The organism is Perlabentimonas gracilis, from assembly GCF_011174675.1.
Lineage (GTDB): Bacteria > Bacteroidota > Bacteroidia > Bacteroidales > Tenuifilaceae > Perlabentimonas > Perlabentimonas gracilis.
This window is the reverse complement of record NZ_JAANIG010000007.1, coordinates 1-13,683: the sequence shown is the minus strand read 5'-3', so window position 1 is coordinate 13,683 and position 13,683 is coordinate 1. Positions and strand designations below refer to the sequence as shown.

The following is a 13,683-nucleotide window of genomic DNA, read 5'->3' as shown; positions in this document are numbered from 1 at the left end:
CAACTATGTATTGCAAGGTAGTGAGAAATGGTATATATTTGCAAAGTGTTAGAACTATCCTAAACAATGTATAATTATGAAAAAAACAGTTACAGTAAGCCTTGGTGGATTGGTTTTTTGCCTTGAGGAGGATGCGTATATAAAGCTGGACGGGTACCTCAAGCGTTTGGAGGCAGGATTTGCCAATGAGCCCGACAGGCGAGAGATCATGAACGATATTGAGGCTAGGATTGCAGAGCATTTTAAAGAGGCATCACCTAAACCAGACGATGTAATAAACCTATCCCAAGTAGATAGGGTGATAGACATTATGGGTGATCCCACCGATTTGGGTGCTGAGCAAAAGGAGTACAGAGCAACCAGCGGTAAGCCTTTCAACAGCACAGGGAAGAGGTTGTATCGTGATCCCGAGAACTCCATAATTGCAGGCGTATCGTCGGGGTTATCGTACTACTGGAATATTGATCCCGTGATTATCCGAATCCTATTCGTAATAACTGCTCTTTGGGGCGGAGGCGGATTTTTTGTGTATGTTATTCTGTGGATTGTAATACCTGAAGCACACACAGCGGCCGAACGGCTCGAGATGACAGGTGAACCGGTTACCGCCGAGAATATTGGTAAAACATTTCAGGGATCATCAAATCAACGTAAATAACAGATAAAGATATGAATGCAGAGAACGCAAAAGCCCAAATGCGAAAGGGTGTGCTGGAGCTATGTATCCTTTCAATTCTCTCGCGGGGCGACTCCTACACAACCGACCTGATAAACCAGCTTAAGAATGAGGAGATGCTGGTGGTTGAGGGCACACTTTATCCGCTGCTAACCCGTCAGAAGAACGCCGGATTGCTTAGCTATCGATGGGAGGAGTCGCCACAGGGACCACCCCGCAAGTACTATGCCCTTACACCTCAGGGTGAGGAGTACCTTAAACAGCTCGAGGAGGGCTGGGACAAGCTGGTGAAAACAGTAAACGCTATCAGGTTAAACGGTTAAAAACAGCACGATGAAAAAATCAATAAAAATTAGCTTAGGAGGCATTGCCTTCACCATCGAGGAGGATGCGTACGCCGCGCTGGAACAGTATGTTGAGTCGCTTAAGGCTCACTTTGGATCGGACAAAGAGGCGCAAGAAGTGGTTAGTGACCTCGAGGAACGAGCAGCAGAACTTCTAGTAGAGATGTTGGCTGGAAAAGAAATAGTGACCATTGAGATGGTGACAGAAGTGATTGACACCCTTGGTAGGCCTGAGCAAATTATTAGCGAGGATATGGGGGGGCAGAAGGAATCAAGCTCTACAGGTCGGGAACGAAGTACAAAGCATCGGCTCTACCGCGACCCTCAGAATGCACTGGTTGCTGGTGTGGCAGCTGGGTTGGGTGCATATTTCAATATCGACCCATTAGTTTTTCGTATACTTTTTGCAGTGCTCACGCTGGCCAATGGGCTTGGGGCTGTGATCTATATAATTCTTTGGATAGTGCTTCCTCAGGCAGAGACCGTGCGTCAGCGGATGGAGATGCGAGGCGAAGAGGTAAACCTATCGAATTTGGAGAAGAATGTTAAGAGTGAGTTTGAAAAGGTGCGTAGTAATATGAGCAGAAACAGATTTGCAGGAGCAATGGAGCGCTTCTTTAGCGCTTTAGGACGAGTTTTCGTTTCGTTGGGTAGTGTACTGGTGGTGTTGGCAAAGGTAATTGGTGCAATTATCGCTGTTGTGTTTATTGGCATTGGGCTCATGGGCATTATGGCCTCGGTGCTTTCGCTATTCATGGGCGATATTGTGGTTGCTTTGCTTCCTAACCACAGCGGCCTAACCATTGGACAGCTGCTAGCCACTACATTCGATATCGGGTCAACGCTTTGGATCTTGATTCCAGTTTTTCTAATAGTACTAATCCCATTCCTAACGCTTATATTTTTGGGGCTACGCATGGTGTTTAGGTTTAGCGTTAGGGGATCCGTAATATTTGTAACGGCTGCCAGTGTCTGGATTTTGGCAGTTCTCATGCTTGCCTCGGTTACCTTTCTGCAGGCTCGCAGCTTTACTATACGCGAGAGCGTAAAGGAGCGGTTTGAGCTTTCGCTTGCCGATTCCACAACAAGAACCTTAAGGCTTGTTGGCGATGAAGATTTTGACTATGGCGACTATAACCCCGAAAAGATAGTTAGGATAGACGACTATTCTGTTGCTTACAACGGTGGATTTACCAAAATTATTGGTAAGCCCAAGATATTCATTGCCAAAAGCGAGAGCGATAGATTTGAAATGTCGGTTGTGAAAAAATCCCGTGGAGCCACACGCCAAACAGCAAAAAGCAGTGCCGATGCCGTTAAGCTGGAGTATACCTTGGTGGGCGATAGGCTTGTGCTAAGCCCCTACTTTTACATCCCTTATGCGCATAAATGGCGAGTACAGGAGGTAGAGGTAACCATCTTTGTGCCCGATGGCAAGGCTATTTACATCGAGCATAATCTCGAGAACATCCTTAGCAGCCACCAGGAGTACTGCTCATGCTGGCCCGACGAGATGGTGGGCAACACCTGGCTGATGGATGATAATAGGCTGGTTAAGCAGTAGATATGATTTTTTGAAAAAAAGTTTTTGCCACTCAAAAAAAAGCTTATATATTTGCCACGCTTTTGCAGAAAAGCAAATTATGGTACTGACCTATGGTGTAATGGTAGCACAGCAGATTTTGGTTCTGTCGGTCAAGGTTCGAGTCCTTGTAGGTCAACAGAAAGCCCCTTGAAAACATTGATTTTCAAGGGGTTTGTTTTTTGCTAGGGGCTAGACTAGGGGCATTTTATTGCCTGCTTAACCGTTTTACTCGCCAAAAGCAAGTTTTTTTCGAACCTCAATCAATAAGAAAGAGAGTAACTGTAACCCTCTTTAGAAACTTGCTGCAACCCAACAAACATAAGAGTTTCGCTAAAATAGCGCAGCAGAAAAGCGACAAGAATATTTGCCCAGTTCGGTTATTAAAACATTAAAGACCTGTAATACAGTATTTAACGCTTTAAACTATGGGCTTTCTGTTCGGGAATGATACCACGCAACACGCTATCGCGAAGCTGCCGCTTTTGGTGTATCCGTTGTGTAATATGCTGGCGCAAAAATAATGGCAGCCGTGTTAGGACTGCCATTGGGTTGACCTATGGGCGGCTCACTGGCTACCCATACAAGGCAACGAAGCTACTTCACATCTCTTTCCTTGATAGCCTTGCGCGCGTTGTCGTAGGCCTCGTTGATTAGCTCGAGGTGTTCAATGCCCAGGATAAGCAAGTAGCGAATGGCTTGGCTTAGGGTTTCGTTTCTGGAGTCCGCTTTCTTTTGAAGTTCTCTTTTGACCTCGGGCTGGACACGGATTGCCAGCGTTACGGTTTTGGGTTTGGCACTCATCGTTTTATCTTTTAATGGTTTTCGTCTGTGTCGTCAACTATCTCGGCATCAACAAACGATTCCCTCAGGTATTTTCGTCTAAGTTTTCGCTTGTACTCGTCGAGTTCCTTTTGTGTCTGGGGAACGTCAGGGATACCCAACAGGGCTGGATCAGCAGAGGGCTCCCACGATGGGGGCTGGATTTGGTCCCAGTCCACGGGGTCAACCTCCTCCTTGTCGAGCTTGGTGTACTTGCCCAGCCCGGCTGCAGCCAGTGCCATTTCTTTTGGCCGGCCCTGCGCCTGGGCCATACTGAACGCCTCTAGGAACATCTCTATAACCCGGGAGCGCTGGAATTCACGGCCAGAGTTCTTCACGTTGCCAAGGATAGGCTTAACCTCATTCAGGTAGCGGTAAGCCTGTGTCTTACCAATATCCCAACGCTCCATAATGTAATCCACCGTTGCCTTATCGGTGTGGTAAGGATGCTGCAGGCATCTATTAAAGATATCCTCCAGCATCAGCTTGAGCTGCCTATCCCGCTCAGTGAGCTCGGCGTGCGACTCACTGAACAGGATGGGTAGAATTTTATCGGTACGACTCACGTTAGGCATTGCTACTCTCGGTTTACGCTATCGCGATAAATCCTTAAGGTACGAGGGGGAATGTAGAGCGTATCTTCGCCTTCCCCGTGCCAACAGCAAATATCACGTATGTCGCCATGGAACACAAATCCAATGGCTTGGAACTTTTTTCTCAACCTAGCAAAGTATTCGATTTCTTCAAGAAACTCAACCTCCTCGTCAGTTTCGGTCGTGACGGTGTTAGTCCTCTTCACCAGGGAATAGATTTCGGTTTCGCCCTCCTCTGGCGTTGGGAAAAGTTCCAGCTCGGCGTTGTATATTAGCCCAGCATTAGCCCTTAGGAGGTTGCTGTACCTAGGCGAAAGATGACCAATAAGCCTTTTGGCAGCTGTTATCTGCTCGATAAGCGCTGAAAAGTCGGGCGTATCGAGCAATCCTTGGGCAAGTACCTTTTCGAGCTTAAGGCCTAAGAGGTTGATATCATTCTCTTCCACCCATTGGTTAATAAGAGGGCCTTTTAGATAGCTTGTGGACAACAGCTCCTGCAGCTTGCCCACCTCAAAGGATTTAAATACTTTCAGATATTCATGTCTGCACTGTTCCAATTGACCAGCTAAGATTCTTAGCCCCTGAAAATCGGACCTAATTTGCGACTCGTCTACAAGCGTGATGGGTTGTTTTTCTGTTTTCATTGTTTTAGTTGTTAGGGGGTTAGTTTAATTATTTTCTGGAAACATTTTTTCGGATTTTATCGACTTTATTCTGGGCGTCCTCTATCTTGGCGTAGTGGATGTTGGCCGATATGCCGTTGGCTAGTTGCTGGCTAAGCGAGGCCATTAGCGCGGTGTTGGCGTTAAGCGCCTTGTTGTTGTTGGCCAGAATGGTGTTCATTTCGCTGCCAGGGGCGGAGGAGGCAATACGCTCGGCCACGTTGCCCGTGGCTCGCTGGGGTACCATGCTAGCCCTTATCTTAGGTAACACGTCGGGAAAGTTCACCTGAACGTTTCTGAGCGTGCCGTGGTCAACTATTAGTTCGGGGCCACGCTCGGCAACTAGGGTTGGCTTGCCGTATATGCCCGTTTTCATGTCGCCCTGGTAGGGTACATTGCGGTAAGTGCGCCCATCGTCTTCGCCAATAACATCATATTTCCCATACTCCCGCTGAGATACCTTTGCTTTAACACCAGCAAATATAGCCTTGATCGCACCTGCACGCAACGCGCCAATAAGTGTACCAGCAGCTACACCATACTTCGCAATGCTGGAGATAAGCGCCTCAGCCAAGTATACATCAACCACAGCCTCCAGAGCCGTAATAGCGGAAAGAAGGATTGCCTTGGCCAGGGCCGCAGAGTTCTCCTCCGTCGAGGTAGCCCAACCGCCTACAGCGGCTCCTAAATCTTCGCCAAATTTTTCGATGATTGGCAAATAGGTATCCATTCGTGCTTCGTAGTCGCGCTGAGCATCCTCATCCATCTGCCTTCTTTTTTCGTATTTTGCACCCCAAATGGCGATTTCTTTTTCTGCGGCCGCAAATTCGGCCTCAATGGAGGCCTTATTGGCCAAATCCATTTGGCCAATTATCTCCCCCGCTATAGCTAATTGCGCCCGCTTAAACTCTTCCATAGCTTGTATCTGCTGGGCTACCCGTTGCTTTTCTAGCTCAGTAGTATTCATGTTAAAATGTCGATACATGGCTATTCGCGCTTCCTGGTGAGCCCACTCGGCCATTTCAAGTTGCTGGTTATGGGTATCCTTATTATGGTGCTCCTCTAGATAGGCACGGTCGATTTCTAGCAGTATGAGTTGATGCTGCTGTTCCAGGGCTTCGAGTTCGGCTTTCTGGGCATCTGCATCGCGCTGTTTTTTTTCGCGCTCCAATGCTTGCTGACGGCGAACAGCATTGCGCTGCAGGTTCTCATACTGAGTTTTGGCAGCCGCAACGGACTTAAGCGCCTTGGCCACGTTATCGCGCTGAGCATCGGAAAACTTATCTATCACATCATTTAATTGATAATAGGCTAGTTCCTTTTCGTTTAGCAATCCCTTGGTTGCTCTCACTTCCTGTGAGAGGATGGCTAAGGTTTCTTTCTCATCTTGTGTCATTTCCCTCATTCGATCCCCTCGGGCGGAGGTTCTTGCCCTAGTTATTCTGCCCTCCTCTTGGTTCAACTCCTCTTTAGCAGCAAGTACTTTATTTACGTTGAGTAACTCTGCCTCGGTTAGCTTGTCGTACTCACGAACGAAATCAACCAGTAAATCAACTTCGCCTTCAGCAAGGGTATGCTGCTTCATAAGTTTATCGCGTTCGGCTTTTATAAGCAGGTCAGCATTTTTCTTGGTGGCCTCTAATATTTCTCGGTTCAGCTCCATGTATCGATTTTGGGCTTGCTCGCGTTGCTCTATGGAAGAGGTTTCCACGGAAGACATTATATTTCTCAACTCCTCCATTTCACTTTTTTGCTCGTCCGTCCGGACATCCACGGCGCGGGTTCGATCGGCCAGCTCGTCGAGGGCGGTGGCGTAGTTGCTGGCAGCCTCGTAGCCCTGGCGCATATTGGATATGAGGTTGCTCCAGTCGCCTTGCGCAATGGTCTGTTGCAGGGCTGTGGTTGCCCCCTTTACACCCTGCAGGGTGCGCTCTAGAGCATCGCCCCCGCCTTGCGTTGTTTTAAGGGTGGAAGTGAAACCACGCCAAAGAGCCATTGCAGAACCAACAGCCCCGGCCATCCAAAGAAAGCCCGACCGCATCTTATCAATCATCCCCTGGTTGGCGCCGGCAACCCCTCCCATCTCAGCGCGCACCTTGCCGAGCTCCTTATTAACCAATTGGAGCTGTTTGCTTTTCCGCGCGTACTCCTCAGTACCTCGGGCCATTCCCTTCATCTGCTCGGTTAGCTTACGCTTGGCGGCCAGCAGCTCCTTCATTGTTGCGCCGGAAAGGTTTTTCATTACCGCATTTACATCGGCGGTGGATTTCTCAATGGTTTTCACGGCCGTATTGTACTCGTTGGCCGATTTCTTGGCCTTATCGAAGCCAACCTTATCGTTGGCTTTTTGCGCTTCGACCATAGCACGGGTGTACTGATCGGCCTTGGCCTTTAGTTCATTGAGCACCTCTTCGGCGCTCTTGCCGTCCACCTCAATGGAGGTGCGGGCTTTAGTTAGAATTTCGCTTCGTGCCATTTGCTGTATTCATTTGTTTGACAATACAGCAAAACTAGCTGTGGGCTAAGTTTTAATAAAGGACGAAATTATTATGCAAGAGTTGATAAGCAGTGCTTACCAACTGAAATGAACCTCCCTCCAAAAAGAGGAAGGTTACACTGTATGATGGGAGGTATTGGTGGGTATATCTTAGCAGTTGCAAAAAAAAAATAGTGTTCCATAATGAAACACTATTACGAAGATCTTATGTGATGGTTATGTGATGGGAAACTATACGCCCTATAGGTTTGCTATACGTTAGTTCCCTTAAACCTTTTGGTTTTTTTTGTGGTGATACGAGCCAACCGCTCAACGTTCTTTGCCTTTAGCCTTGCCTGGTCGATATCGTACTGGGTTTGAAATCGCATCCAGTAATCGGCATCAATGCCCAACGATTTTTCAAGCAGCAGGGCAAAATCGACAGAAATGGAACGCTTGCCCTTAATCACCTCGTTTAGGTAGGTTGGCGAAACGGCTATTTGGTTGGCAAAATCTTTTTGAGAAATCTCTCTGGCTGCCAGCTCGTCAAGCAGAACCGTTCCGGGGTGCGTTGCCTCAAATGGGGTTATCTCTTTGCTTTTCATAAACAAATTAATTTGTGGAATCAGTCCACAAAAGTTTCCTTGATTACCATCTTAACCCTTTGAGTTTCCTCCTCGTTTAGGCTTCCTAAAGCCTTAACAACCCTTTGTTTGTCTATGGTTCTAATCTGGTCAATCACCACCCAGCCCTTGTTCTGGTTGTGCCCCTTAACCTGAACCCTAGTTGGATAGTTTTTCGACTGGGTTGTCATTGGTGCAACGGTGAGGGTTCTCAAGTGCCTATTCATCTCAACTGGGGAAATAATTACACAGGGTCTTGTTTTCTTAATCTCACTGCCAACCGTTGGATCAAGGTTAACCAAGACAATAGCGTACTGCTTTAGCTCCATTCCTCAAGGTTTTCGTCTTCAAAAATATCGTCCATTAACGGCTTATCGTCCTCATTCTGACGCATCTGCTTAAAAGCCTTTTCCCATCCCTTGCGCGGCGTGGCCTTGGGCTTGAGAATGATATAGCCTTTCTCAAAAATTAGCTCAACCTTATCCCTAATATTATAGCGATCGAGAAGGGCTTTGCCCAAACGAATACCCTTAGAGTTGCCTATTTGTATAACTGAAACGTCCATACGAAATATATTTGATTGTGTAGACAAAGTTATTACAATATAATTACATTTACAAGTTTCCTTTAAAAAAATACTGAGGGTTAAAGATCAAAAGCAAGCGTAGGGGCCGAAGCACCCCAAGATGTTTGCAAAACGCTGTTTGGCTTGGACCCTACGCTAATTCAGTTCAACCCACTAGTATTTAAGGCTGCTCTTACCCTTTTTACCTGAAGGTTTAACAGGCTGGAAAACCATTTAAACTCTTCCAACTTTTTGTGTCTTATGCAATACTCTTCCCTGTAGAACTCCTGCTGATTATCGTTAACATCCGGATAAACCCTTAAAAATGTTTCCTCAATCCTTTTGCACTCCTGGTCAATCTCTTCAATTCGTTTCTCAATGTGATTCAGGGAGTATTCCATAACGTTAACCTGAAAAAACAAGGTGTAATTTAGGGTATCAATCTCGTTGAAACTAAGTAGCGATTGCATTTTTGGGGTTTCCATGGCTATGTTTTTAGAATTAAAAAACCACTGGACAAGTGTACTAAGTGATTCTAAGGAATTTTTTTTCTTCGGATCGATCCCAGCTTCTTCTTAGCATATCGTAACTTATATGCTTTAGCGGAAGGTTATACACAATACAAAAATCTTCAATGGCCTCCTTTTGGGTTTTTGCTCCGCTTTGTATGGCCCCAACCATAAAGTTGTGAAAGATGGATTTAAAGTTGAAATAGAGCGTTCGGCTAATAAAATGGTGGCCCATTGGTGAGAGGAAGTTACGGTAAACGTTAAAGTTGCGGTTTTCTCCAATCTTTCCGTTAGGCAATAAAAAGGTTATGCACTCTTGTTCTGGTAACTTCCGGAACTTGTAATCTACGGGCGGCAACTCTAGCACCATTTTTAGCAGCCAGCCGAAATGGCTCTCATACCGCGGCACAATTACGTGTGAGCCGTAGTAACAAACCGTCCACTCGCGGACAATTGGGCTAACCTTTACTTCTACTGGGATGCGCATTTGGGGTCGATTTAAAACCGCAAAATTGCGGTTTATGATTGTTTTTTTTTGTTCAGGCTGACCGATATCATATATCGGTCAGGCCTGATAAATTTACCTGAGTTGCCTCACATCATTTTCAACGGATTCCAAGAAGGAAACCAGCATCTGCTTAAGGTTGAAATACTCACCAATGTCCTCACCAGAAGAGCCTCCTGCCGTTACCGAGGCTTCAATACCTATCAGGTGAAGTTTGTTGTTTAACTCTTTCGCATCAGCATACGAACAGATTTCGTGTAGCAGACGTGTTTGCTCCGGGTTTAAAGTGATTGTTTTTTCCATGGCTTCAATTTCTTGATTATAAATTAGTATTGTGATCTCGTTTGTTTTGTTTTGACCTGACCAACCAAAATAGTTGGTCAGGTGTGATCTGCTAGATCTTGCTGCATCGGACTGCCTTTCGCTCTCTATGTTCCTCTAACCATTTGGTTTTACGCTTATCGGTCATTCGCTTTTTTACCTTTTCCCTCACTTCGGAGGGGTGCCGGCAACCTGCTCTGGGTTTAGTTTTCCATTGCATAGATTTGGGGTTTAGGGGTGTCAGTATTTTAGCGTAATCTTGTTTTCATTGTGCGAAAATTAAAAATGGCAGGCGAAGCCAAAGCTAAAGACGACGGAAAGTCATTAGCTAACGCCTGCCGGGTCACGGGGTAACCACGCCCGTGTGTAATTTTTTTAAATGATGAAATTTTTGAAAAACACCCAATTTTTTTTACATTTTTTACAAACCAGTACTGGTAAGGGCTAGAGTAGTAAAAAGTGGTTTTTACAAAATTTACATTTTTTACAACGCTGTAATTCAGATATATAATAAGAGATATTATTATAAATAATTGATATTCAATATTGTAAAAAATGTAAAAAATGTAAAAAGTTAAAATATGGGTTTTTACCAGCCTAATGCCAGTGCTTATGGGCTTTGTAAAAAATGTAAAAAATTTACCTGATTTTTTCATTTTATTAAAACGGTAAGTTATCGTTTTCTTTGTTTTGGTTAACTGTCTCTTTTTCTGTCGATTCATCATTTCTCACCCAATCCTTACGATCAAAGAGGTAGGGTGTGCCAGTTTTATGGGTTATTAGGATCCCGCTCACACCATAGAGATTATACTTTTTAAGTTTTTCGGGTTCGACACCCCTATTTCTCAAAATATCCTTTATTCTGGTAGGTGCCACTTTATAGGGTAAGTAATCGTTTAGCTGCATCGCAATATCTTTCGGTGTGAATTCCAAAACGCTCTCATTCTCATTTGCGTTAAAGACTTCGCGTATATGCTCGTCCAGTTCCCGCTCTATCCTGTCCTTAGTCGTCTCCTGAACATCGAGCATGGCCTGAGTGGTGAAGGCATCAAAATCGAACCACGATCTAGATTTTTCCTCAATGTGGTGTAGCTGCCTGTGCTTTAGAAAATACAGAAAAGCTGGCACTTCCTTTTCCATCTTATCGAGTAGTCGGGTGTCATCATTCTCCAGGGAATTCACCTTTAAAACACAATGCCTATTTTCCCCTAAGTCGATTTGCATAAAATTTCTCTCATTATTCGAGCAAAGAATCAACTTTCCAAAAAAGTCTATTTCCTGGGCATCCTTACCCTTATACTCTAGCCATTGCCTCTTTCCCGTGGCTAGGTTCTTGATGCGCTCTTTCATATGCTCCTTGTCCACAGGAATGAAAGATTCATCCACGCCAATAATGAGCTTAGAAATGTAATGAGAAGTAAATTTGCCAGTGAATCGCTCGTTGTCGAGTATCGTCGCGTTCTCATTGAATAGCAGCCTGCAGAAATGCAAAAAGGTTGACTTTCCTGTGTTCCTCTCCTTAGAAACAAGGCAAAGAACTGGTAGCATCTGAGTGGGCCTAATGTAGCAAAGCGTTAGCCAATCCAGAAGAAAAGGATAAAGACTTTCTCCTTTAAGATTTGTGGAGTTGGCGATGTGTTTTAAAAACTTTATAATATAGGGGGACTCACCCTCTCTAGGCTGATGCTGCAATTTGAAGTATCGATTGTAGGCCAGCGTTCTTAATCCATCGCGTTCAATGGTAATGACCTTCTTGAAGTTTTCTGTGTGGTCGGGTACATTGCAAAAAACGTCAACCTTTGGGATCTCTCTAAAGAAAGCTTTGTTATTGTAATGGTCTCGGTTTATTTCGCCGGGTGACCAATTGAGGAGTGTTTCCTCTGTCTTCCCCTGTGCATTGATTAAGTGGCCACGCTTATAGTAATTGGTCCCTACCCTAAGGTATTGCTGGGCTTCGCCATACCAGGAAACCTGTAGTTTCTTTCCATCGTAGAAATACTTTGTATTGCGAAAAATAAACTCCTTTTCACCAATCTCATTTTCGTGTTTTCGGTAAAAATCATCAACGTTATTTAGACCGAAATACCCGTAAATCTTAAATATTGAATTATCGGAAATATTATCCCAATGCAGATACATGCTCTTGCCTGTGGTGAACTGTCCCAGTTCTTTCTTTAGCTGCGCCTTGTTTGTGTCTGGAAGCATTATTAAGTCATCGAGACCTTTGGCCACTTTCGCTAGATCGGGTAAAATATGCGTAAAATAAAGATCGACATTAAGGGGTTTACAGTACTCTTTAAATCTCTTAATGGCACTGTAAAAAGAAGTGGGCCTGGTTGCCAAATCCTTTTCAAAGTCATCGGTTATGTTAAGGCAGTCGGCATCGAACAGCAAAACTACGTTTGACACCCCACACTTTTCAATAACCTTAACTATGTCCGGGTGGAGCTCATTGGTGTCCTTGTCAACAAAATTCTGAATTCCTCCTATCCCCATTATATCTAGGCCAAGGTGCTTATCCCCTGCCATAGCCTTTTTTTCTCCCTCCACCAGGTAAAGGGTCTTTATCTTCTCACCCGCTTTGTATTTTTCAATTATTCGAGGGGTAATGAAGGGGAAAACGCCTGAGCCTGCAGGCTGTGAATACTTGTTGGGGTTGGGTTTGGCATAACGGATACGCTCATAGTTCCTGAGTTTTCCGTTGCTGTTGGTGTATTCCTGAATATACCCCTCAGGACTAAAATAGTGTATTTTAAAACCCTCTTTGCAGGGACTAAACAAAGGGAGCTTCATTAACTTCCCGGGTTCATCGCGATAAGCACCAGTAATATTAACATCCTTATCTGCTAACTGTAATTCGCTGCGAATAATTTTGAGAAAATATTCCGATTCCGTTGAATTATTTTCCCTTTTCCCTTTGATATCTAGTGTATTGGTGCTACCTTTGCTCCTGTTCATAAGGTTGTAAGTTTTTAAAGCATCTCCGATTGGGTACCGGGATGCTTTTTTTTATAAAAAAAAATCTAGATCGAACTTTCGTAACGCCTGGCGGATAAGGTCGGCTTTACTTACCTGGTGTTTCTTGCACAGCTCATCGAGCTGCTGGTGCTCCCGCTCGGACATGCGGAACTGAAACAGCTTGTTTCTGCGGACGGTGGGTGTAATTTTTAGCTTTTTCATTGTGTTTGGTTTTGTTGTTAAACTTGAGTGTAAACCTATGCATACACCAGCAGCAAAAAAAGGACAAATAATCGGCGTTGGTTTTATGGCTCGCTAGTACAACTATCATGGAAGTTTGCGTTCCTGAAGTTGCTCCTCAAACTCTTTTTTTCGTTCGACTTGTGCCACGCATTGGAAAGCGATTTTTTTACGCTATCGCTCATCTCTATCTGGTACACCTGGCAAAAATCGCATATGGCATCGGTAGCCACTTGCCCACCACCGTTCAAATATGCTCTTACATAAGATGCGAATATATCCTTGAACTTTTCCCAAATCCTTTTGCTTAGAAATCCTTGCAACGCTAATGGGTTGGCTGTTTTTGGGTAGTGGGAGTTTGGGAGTATAACCTTAATGGTTGGCTGGTTATTGGAACCCGGACTGCATGCTGGTTTCGTTTTTGCTTTAGCTGCCTTAGTTTCAATGAAATTTACAATCTCGTTGGCAAAATGGCTTTCTGGTATTGGCGCTATTGCATCTGATCCGGTTGTTGAAACAATAAACCTATAAGCAGCCTCTGGTACATTTACGGCTAGCTCGTTTCTGCTGTTAGCAGCTTGTGCTGCGCTTGTGTTGGTGTTGTTGTTTGTTTTCATTGTTGTTAGATTTTGGTGTGTGTTTTATTTTAAAGGCCTAATTATTCCCATCCATTATTATCTCGGTATTCCGTCCAGCAATCAATAACAGTATATTAGCCCCAATTAAAACCGAGCAGAAAAATTGCTAAATTTCTGACGGTATGAAAAAGAACAGTTACTGGACATCAAAGCGAAAAGCTGAAGTAGT

General features: G+C 44.7%; 16 protein-coding genes and 1 tRNA gene. 4 read left to right on the top strand and 13 right to left on the bottom strand.

What is annotated here, in order from left to right:
• Positions 1 to 76: 76 nt before the first annotated feature.
• From G8O23_RS04640 to G8O23_RS04625, 4 genes are all read left to right on the top strand, one after another.
• Positions 77 to 658, top strand: coding sequence for a PspC domain-containing protein (locus tag G8O23_RS04640; protein ID WP_166362285.1), 582 nt, complete (start codon positions 77 to 79; stop codon positions 656 to 658).
• 11 nt (positions 659 to 669) lie between these two features.
• Positions 670 to 999, top strand: coding sequence for a PadR family transcriptional regulator (locus G8O23_RS04635; RefSeq protein WP_166362283.1), 330 nt, complete (start codon positions 670 to 672; stop codon positions 997 to 999).
• A gap of 10 nt (positions 1,000 to 1,009) precedes the next feature.
• Complete coding sequence (locus tag G8O23_RS04630) at positions 1,010 to 2,584, top strand: PspC domain-containing protein (RefSeq protein WP_166362281.1); 1,575 nt, start codon at positions 1,010 to 1,012, stop codon at positions 2,582 to 2,584.
• Between the two features lie 86 nt (positions 2,585 to 2,670).
• Positions 2,671 to 2,741, top strand: a tRNA-Gln gene (locus tag G8O23_RS04625).
• Between the two features lie 458 nt (positions 2,742 to 3,199).
• Here G8O23_RS04625 and G8O23_RS04620 read toward each other — a convergent pair.
• The 13 genes from G8O23_RS04620 to G8O23_RS04560 form a co-directional block, all read right to left on the bottom strand.
• Positions 3,200 to 3,406, bottom strand: a complete 207-nt coding sequence (locus G8O23_RS04620) for a hypothetical protein (protein ID WP_166362279.1) — start codon at positions 3,404 to 3,406, stop codon at positions 3,200 to 3,202.
• Between the two features lie 11 nt (positions 3,407 to 3,417).
• Entirely contained in the window at positions 3,418 to 3,999 is a 582-nt protein-coding gene (locus G8O23_RS04615) for a hypothetical protein (protein ID WP_166362277.1), read from the bottom strand.
• A 2-nt stretch (positions 4,000 to 4,001) separates the two neighbouring features.
• Positions 4,002 to 4,661: a hypothetical protein gene (locus tag G8O23_RS04610; RefSeq protein ID WP_166362275.1), complete on the bottom strand. Its 660-nt coding sequence runs from the start codon at positions 4,659 to 4,661 to the stop codon at positions 4,002 to 4,004.
• 28 nt (positions 4,662 to 4,689) lie between these two features.
• Positions 4,690 to 7,155, bottom strand: coding sequence for a coiled-coil domain-containing protein (locus G8O23_RS04605; RefSeq protein WP_166362273.1), 2,466 nt, complete (start codon positions 7,153 to 7,155; stop codon positions 4,690 to 4,692).
• A 272-nt stretch (positions 7,156 to 7,427) separates the two neighbouring features.
• Positions 7,428 to 7,760, bottom strand: coding sequence for a HigA family addiction module antitoxin (locus G8O23_RS04600; protein ID WP_166362271.1), 333 nt, complete (start codon positions 7,758 to 7,760; stop codon positions 7,428 to 7,430).
• Between the two features lie 20 nt (positions 7,761 to 7,780).
• Positions 7,781 to 8,107, bottom strand: coding sequence for a type II toxin-antitoxin system PemK/MazF family toxin (locus tag G8O23_RS04595; RefSeq protein WP_166362269.1), 327 nt, complete (start codon positions 8,105 to 8,107; stop codon positions 7,781 to 7,783).
• A complete protein-coding gene (locus G8O23_RS04590; RefSeq protein ID WP_166362267.1) occupies positions 8,098 to 8,343 on the bottom strand; it encodes an AbrB/MazE/SpoVT family DNA-binding domain-containing protein in 246 nt (81 codons plus the stop codon). The genes G8O23_RS04595 and G8O23_RS04590 overlap by 10 nt, the downstream gene beginning before the upstream one ends.
• Positions 8,344 to 8,504: 161 nt before the next feature.
• Positions 8,505 to 8,828, bottom strand: coding sequence for a hypothetical protein (locus G8O23_RS04585; protein WP_166362265.1), 324 nt, complete (start codon positions 8,826 to 8,828; stop codon positions 8,505 to 8,507).
• Between the two features lie 40 nt (positions 8,829 to 8,868).
• A complete protein-coding gene (locus G8O23_RS04580; protein ID WP_166362263.1) occupies positions 8,869 to 9,339 on the bottom strand; it encodes a hypothetical protein in 471 nt (156 codons plus the stop codon).
• Positions 9,340 to 9,432: 93 nt separating this feature from the next.
• Entirely contained in the window at positions 9,433 to 9,660 is a 228-nt protein-coding gene (locus G8O23_RS04575) for a hypothetical protein (protein WP_166362261.1), read from the bottom strand.
• A gap of 678 nt (positions 9,661 to 10,338) precedes the next feature.
• On the bottom strand, positions 10,339 to 12,636 hold the full coding sequence (locus tag G8O23_RS04570) for a DUF5906 domain-containing protein (RefSeq protein ID WP_166362259.1): 2,298 nt from the start codon (positions 12,634 to 12,636) through the stop codon (positions 10,339 to 10,341).
• A gap of 51 nt (positions 12,637 to 12,687) precedes the next feature.
• A complete protein-coding gene (locus tag G8O23_RS04565; RefSeq protein ID WP_166362257.1) occupies positions 12,688 to 12,858 on the bottom strand; it encodes a ribbon-helix-helix protein, CopG family in 171 nt (56 codons plus the stop codon).
• Between the two features lie 83 nt (positions 12,859 to 12,941).
• Complete coding sequence (locus tag G8O23_RS04560; protein ID WP_166362255.1) at positions 12,942 to 13,493, bottom strand: hypothetical protein; 552 nt, start codon at positions 13,491 to 13,493, stop codon at positions 12,942 to 12,944.
• Positions 13,494 to 13,683 lie beyond the last annotated feature (190 nt).

Excerpts from the sequence above, each read along its gene's own strand:
- G8O23_RS04640 (WP_166362285.1), top strand. The coding sequence starts at position 77 with ATGAAAAAAACAGTTACAGTAAGCCTTGGTGGATTGGTTTTTTGCCTT.
- G8O23_RS04635 (WP_166362283.1), top strand. The coding sequence starts at position 670 with ATGAATGCAGAGAACGCAAAAGCCCAAATGCGAAAGGGTGTGCTGGAG.
- G8O23_RS04630 (WP_166362281.1), top strand. The coding sequence starts at position 1,010 with ATGAAAAAATCAATAAAAATTAGCTTAGGAGGCATTGCCTTCACCATC.
- G8O23_RS04620 (WP_166362279.1), bottom strand. The coding sequence starts at position 3,406 with ATGAGTGCCAAACCCAAAACCGTAACGCTGGCAATCCGTGTCCAGCCC.
- G8O23_RS04615 (WP_166362277.1), bottom strand. The coding sequence starts at position 3,999 with ATGCCTAACGTGAGTCGTACCGATAAAATTCTACCCATCCTGTTCAGT.
- G8O23_RS04610 (WP_166362275.1), bottom strand. The coding sequence starts at position 4,661 with ATGAAAACAGAAAAACAACCCATCACGCTTGTAGACGAGTCGCAAATT.
- G8O23_RS04605 (WP_166362273.1), bottom strand. The coding sequence starts at position 7,155 with ATGGCACGAAGCGAAATTCTAACTAAAGCCCGCACCTCCATTGAGGTG.
- G8O23_RS04600 (WP_166362271.1), bottom strand. The coding sequence starts at position 7,760 with ATGAAAAGCAAAGAGATAACCCCATTTGAGGCAACGCACCCCGGAACG.
- G8O23_RS04595 (WP_166362269.1), bottom strand. The coding sequence starts at position 8,107 with ATGGAGCTAAAGCAGTACGCTATTGTCTTGGTTAACCTTGATCCAACG.
- G8O23_RS04590 (WP_166362267.1), bottom strand. The coding sequence starts at position 8,343 with ATGGACGTTTCAGTTATACAAATAGGCAACTCTAAGGGTATTCGTTTG.
- G8O23_RS04585 (WP_166362265.1), bottom strand. The coding sequence starts at position 8,828 with ATGGAAACCCCAAAAATGCAATCGCTACTTAGTTTCAACGAGATTGAT.
- G8O23_RS04580 (WP_166362263.1), bottom strand. The coding sequence starts at position 9,339 with ATGCGCATCCCAGTAGAAGTAAAGGTTAGCCCAATTGTCCGCGAGTGG.
- G8O23_RS04575 (WP_166362261.1), bottom strand. The coding sequence starts at position 9,660 with ATGGAAAAAACAATCACTTTAAACCCGGAGCAAACACGTCTGCTACAC.
- G8O23_RS04570 (WP_166362259.1), bottom strand. The coding sequence starts at position 12,636 with ATGAACAGGAGCAAAGGTAGCACCAATACACTAGATATCAAAGGGAAA.
- G8O23_RS04565 (WP_166362257.1), bottom strand. The coding sequence starts at position 12,858 with ATGAAAAAGCTAAAAATTACACCCACCGTCCGCAGAAACAAGCTGTTT.
- G8O23_RS04560 (WP_166362255.1), bottom strand. The coding sequence starts at position 13,493 with ATGAAAACAAACAACAACACCAACACAAGCGCAGCACAAGCTGCTAAC.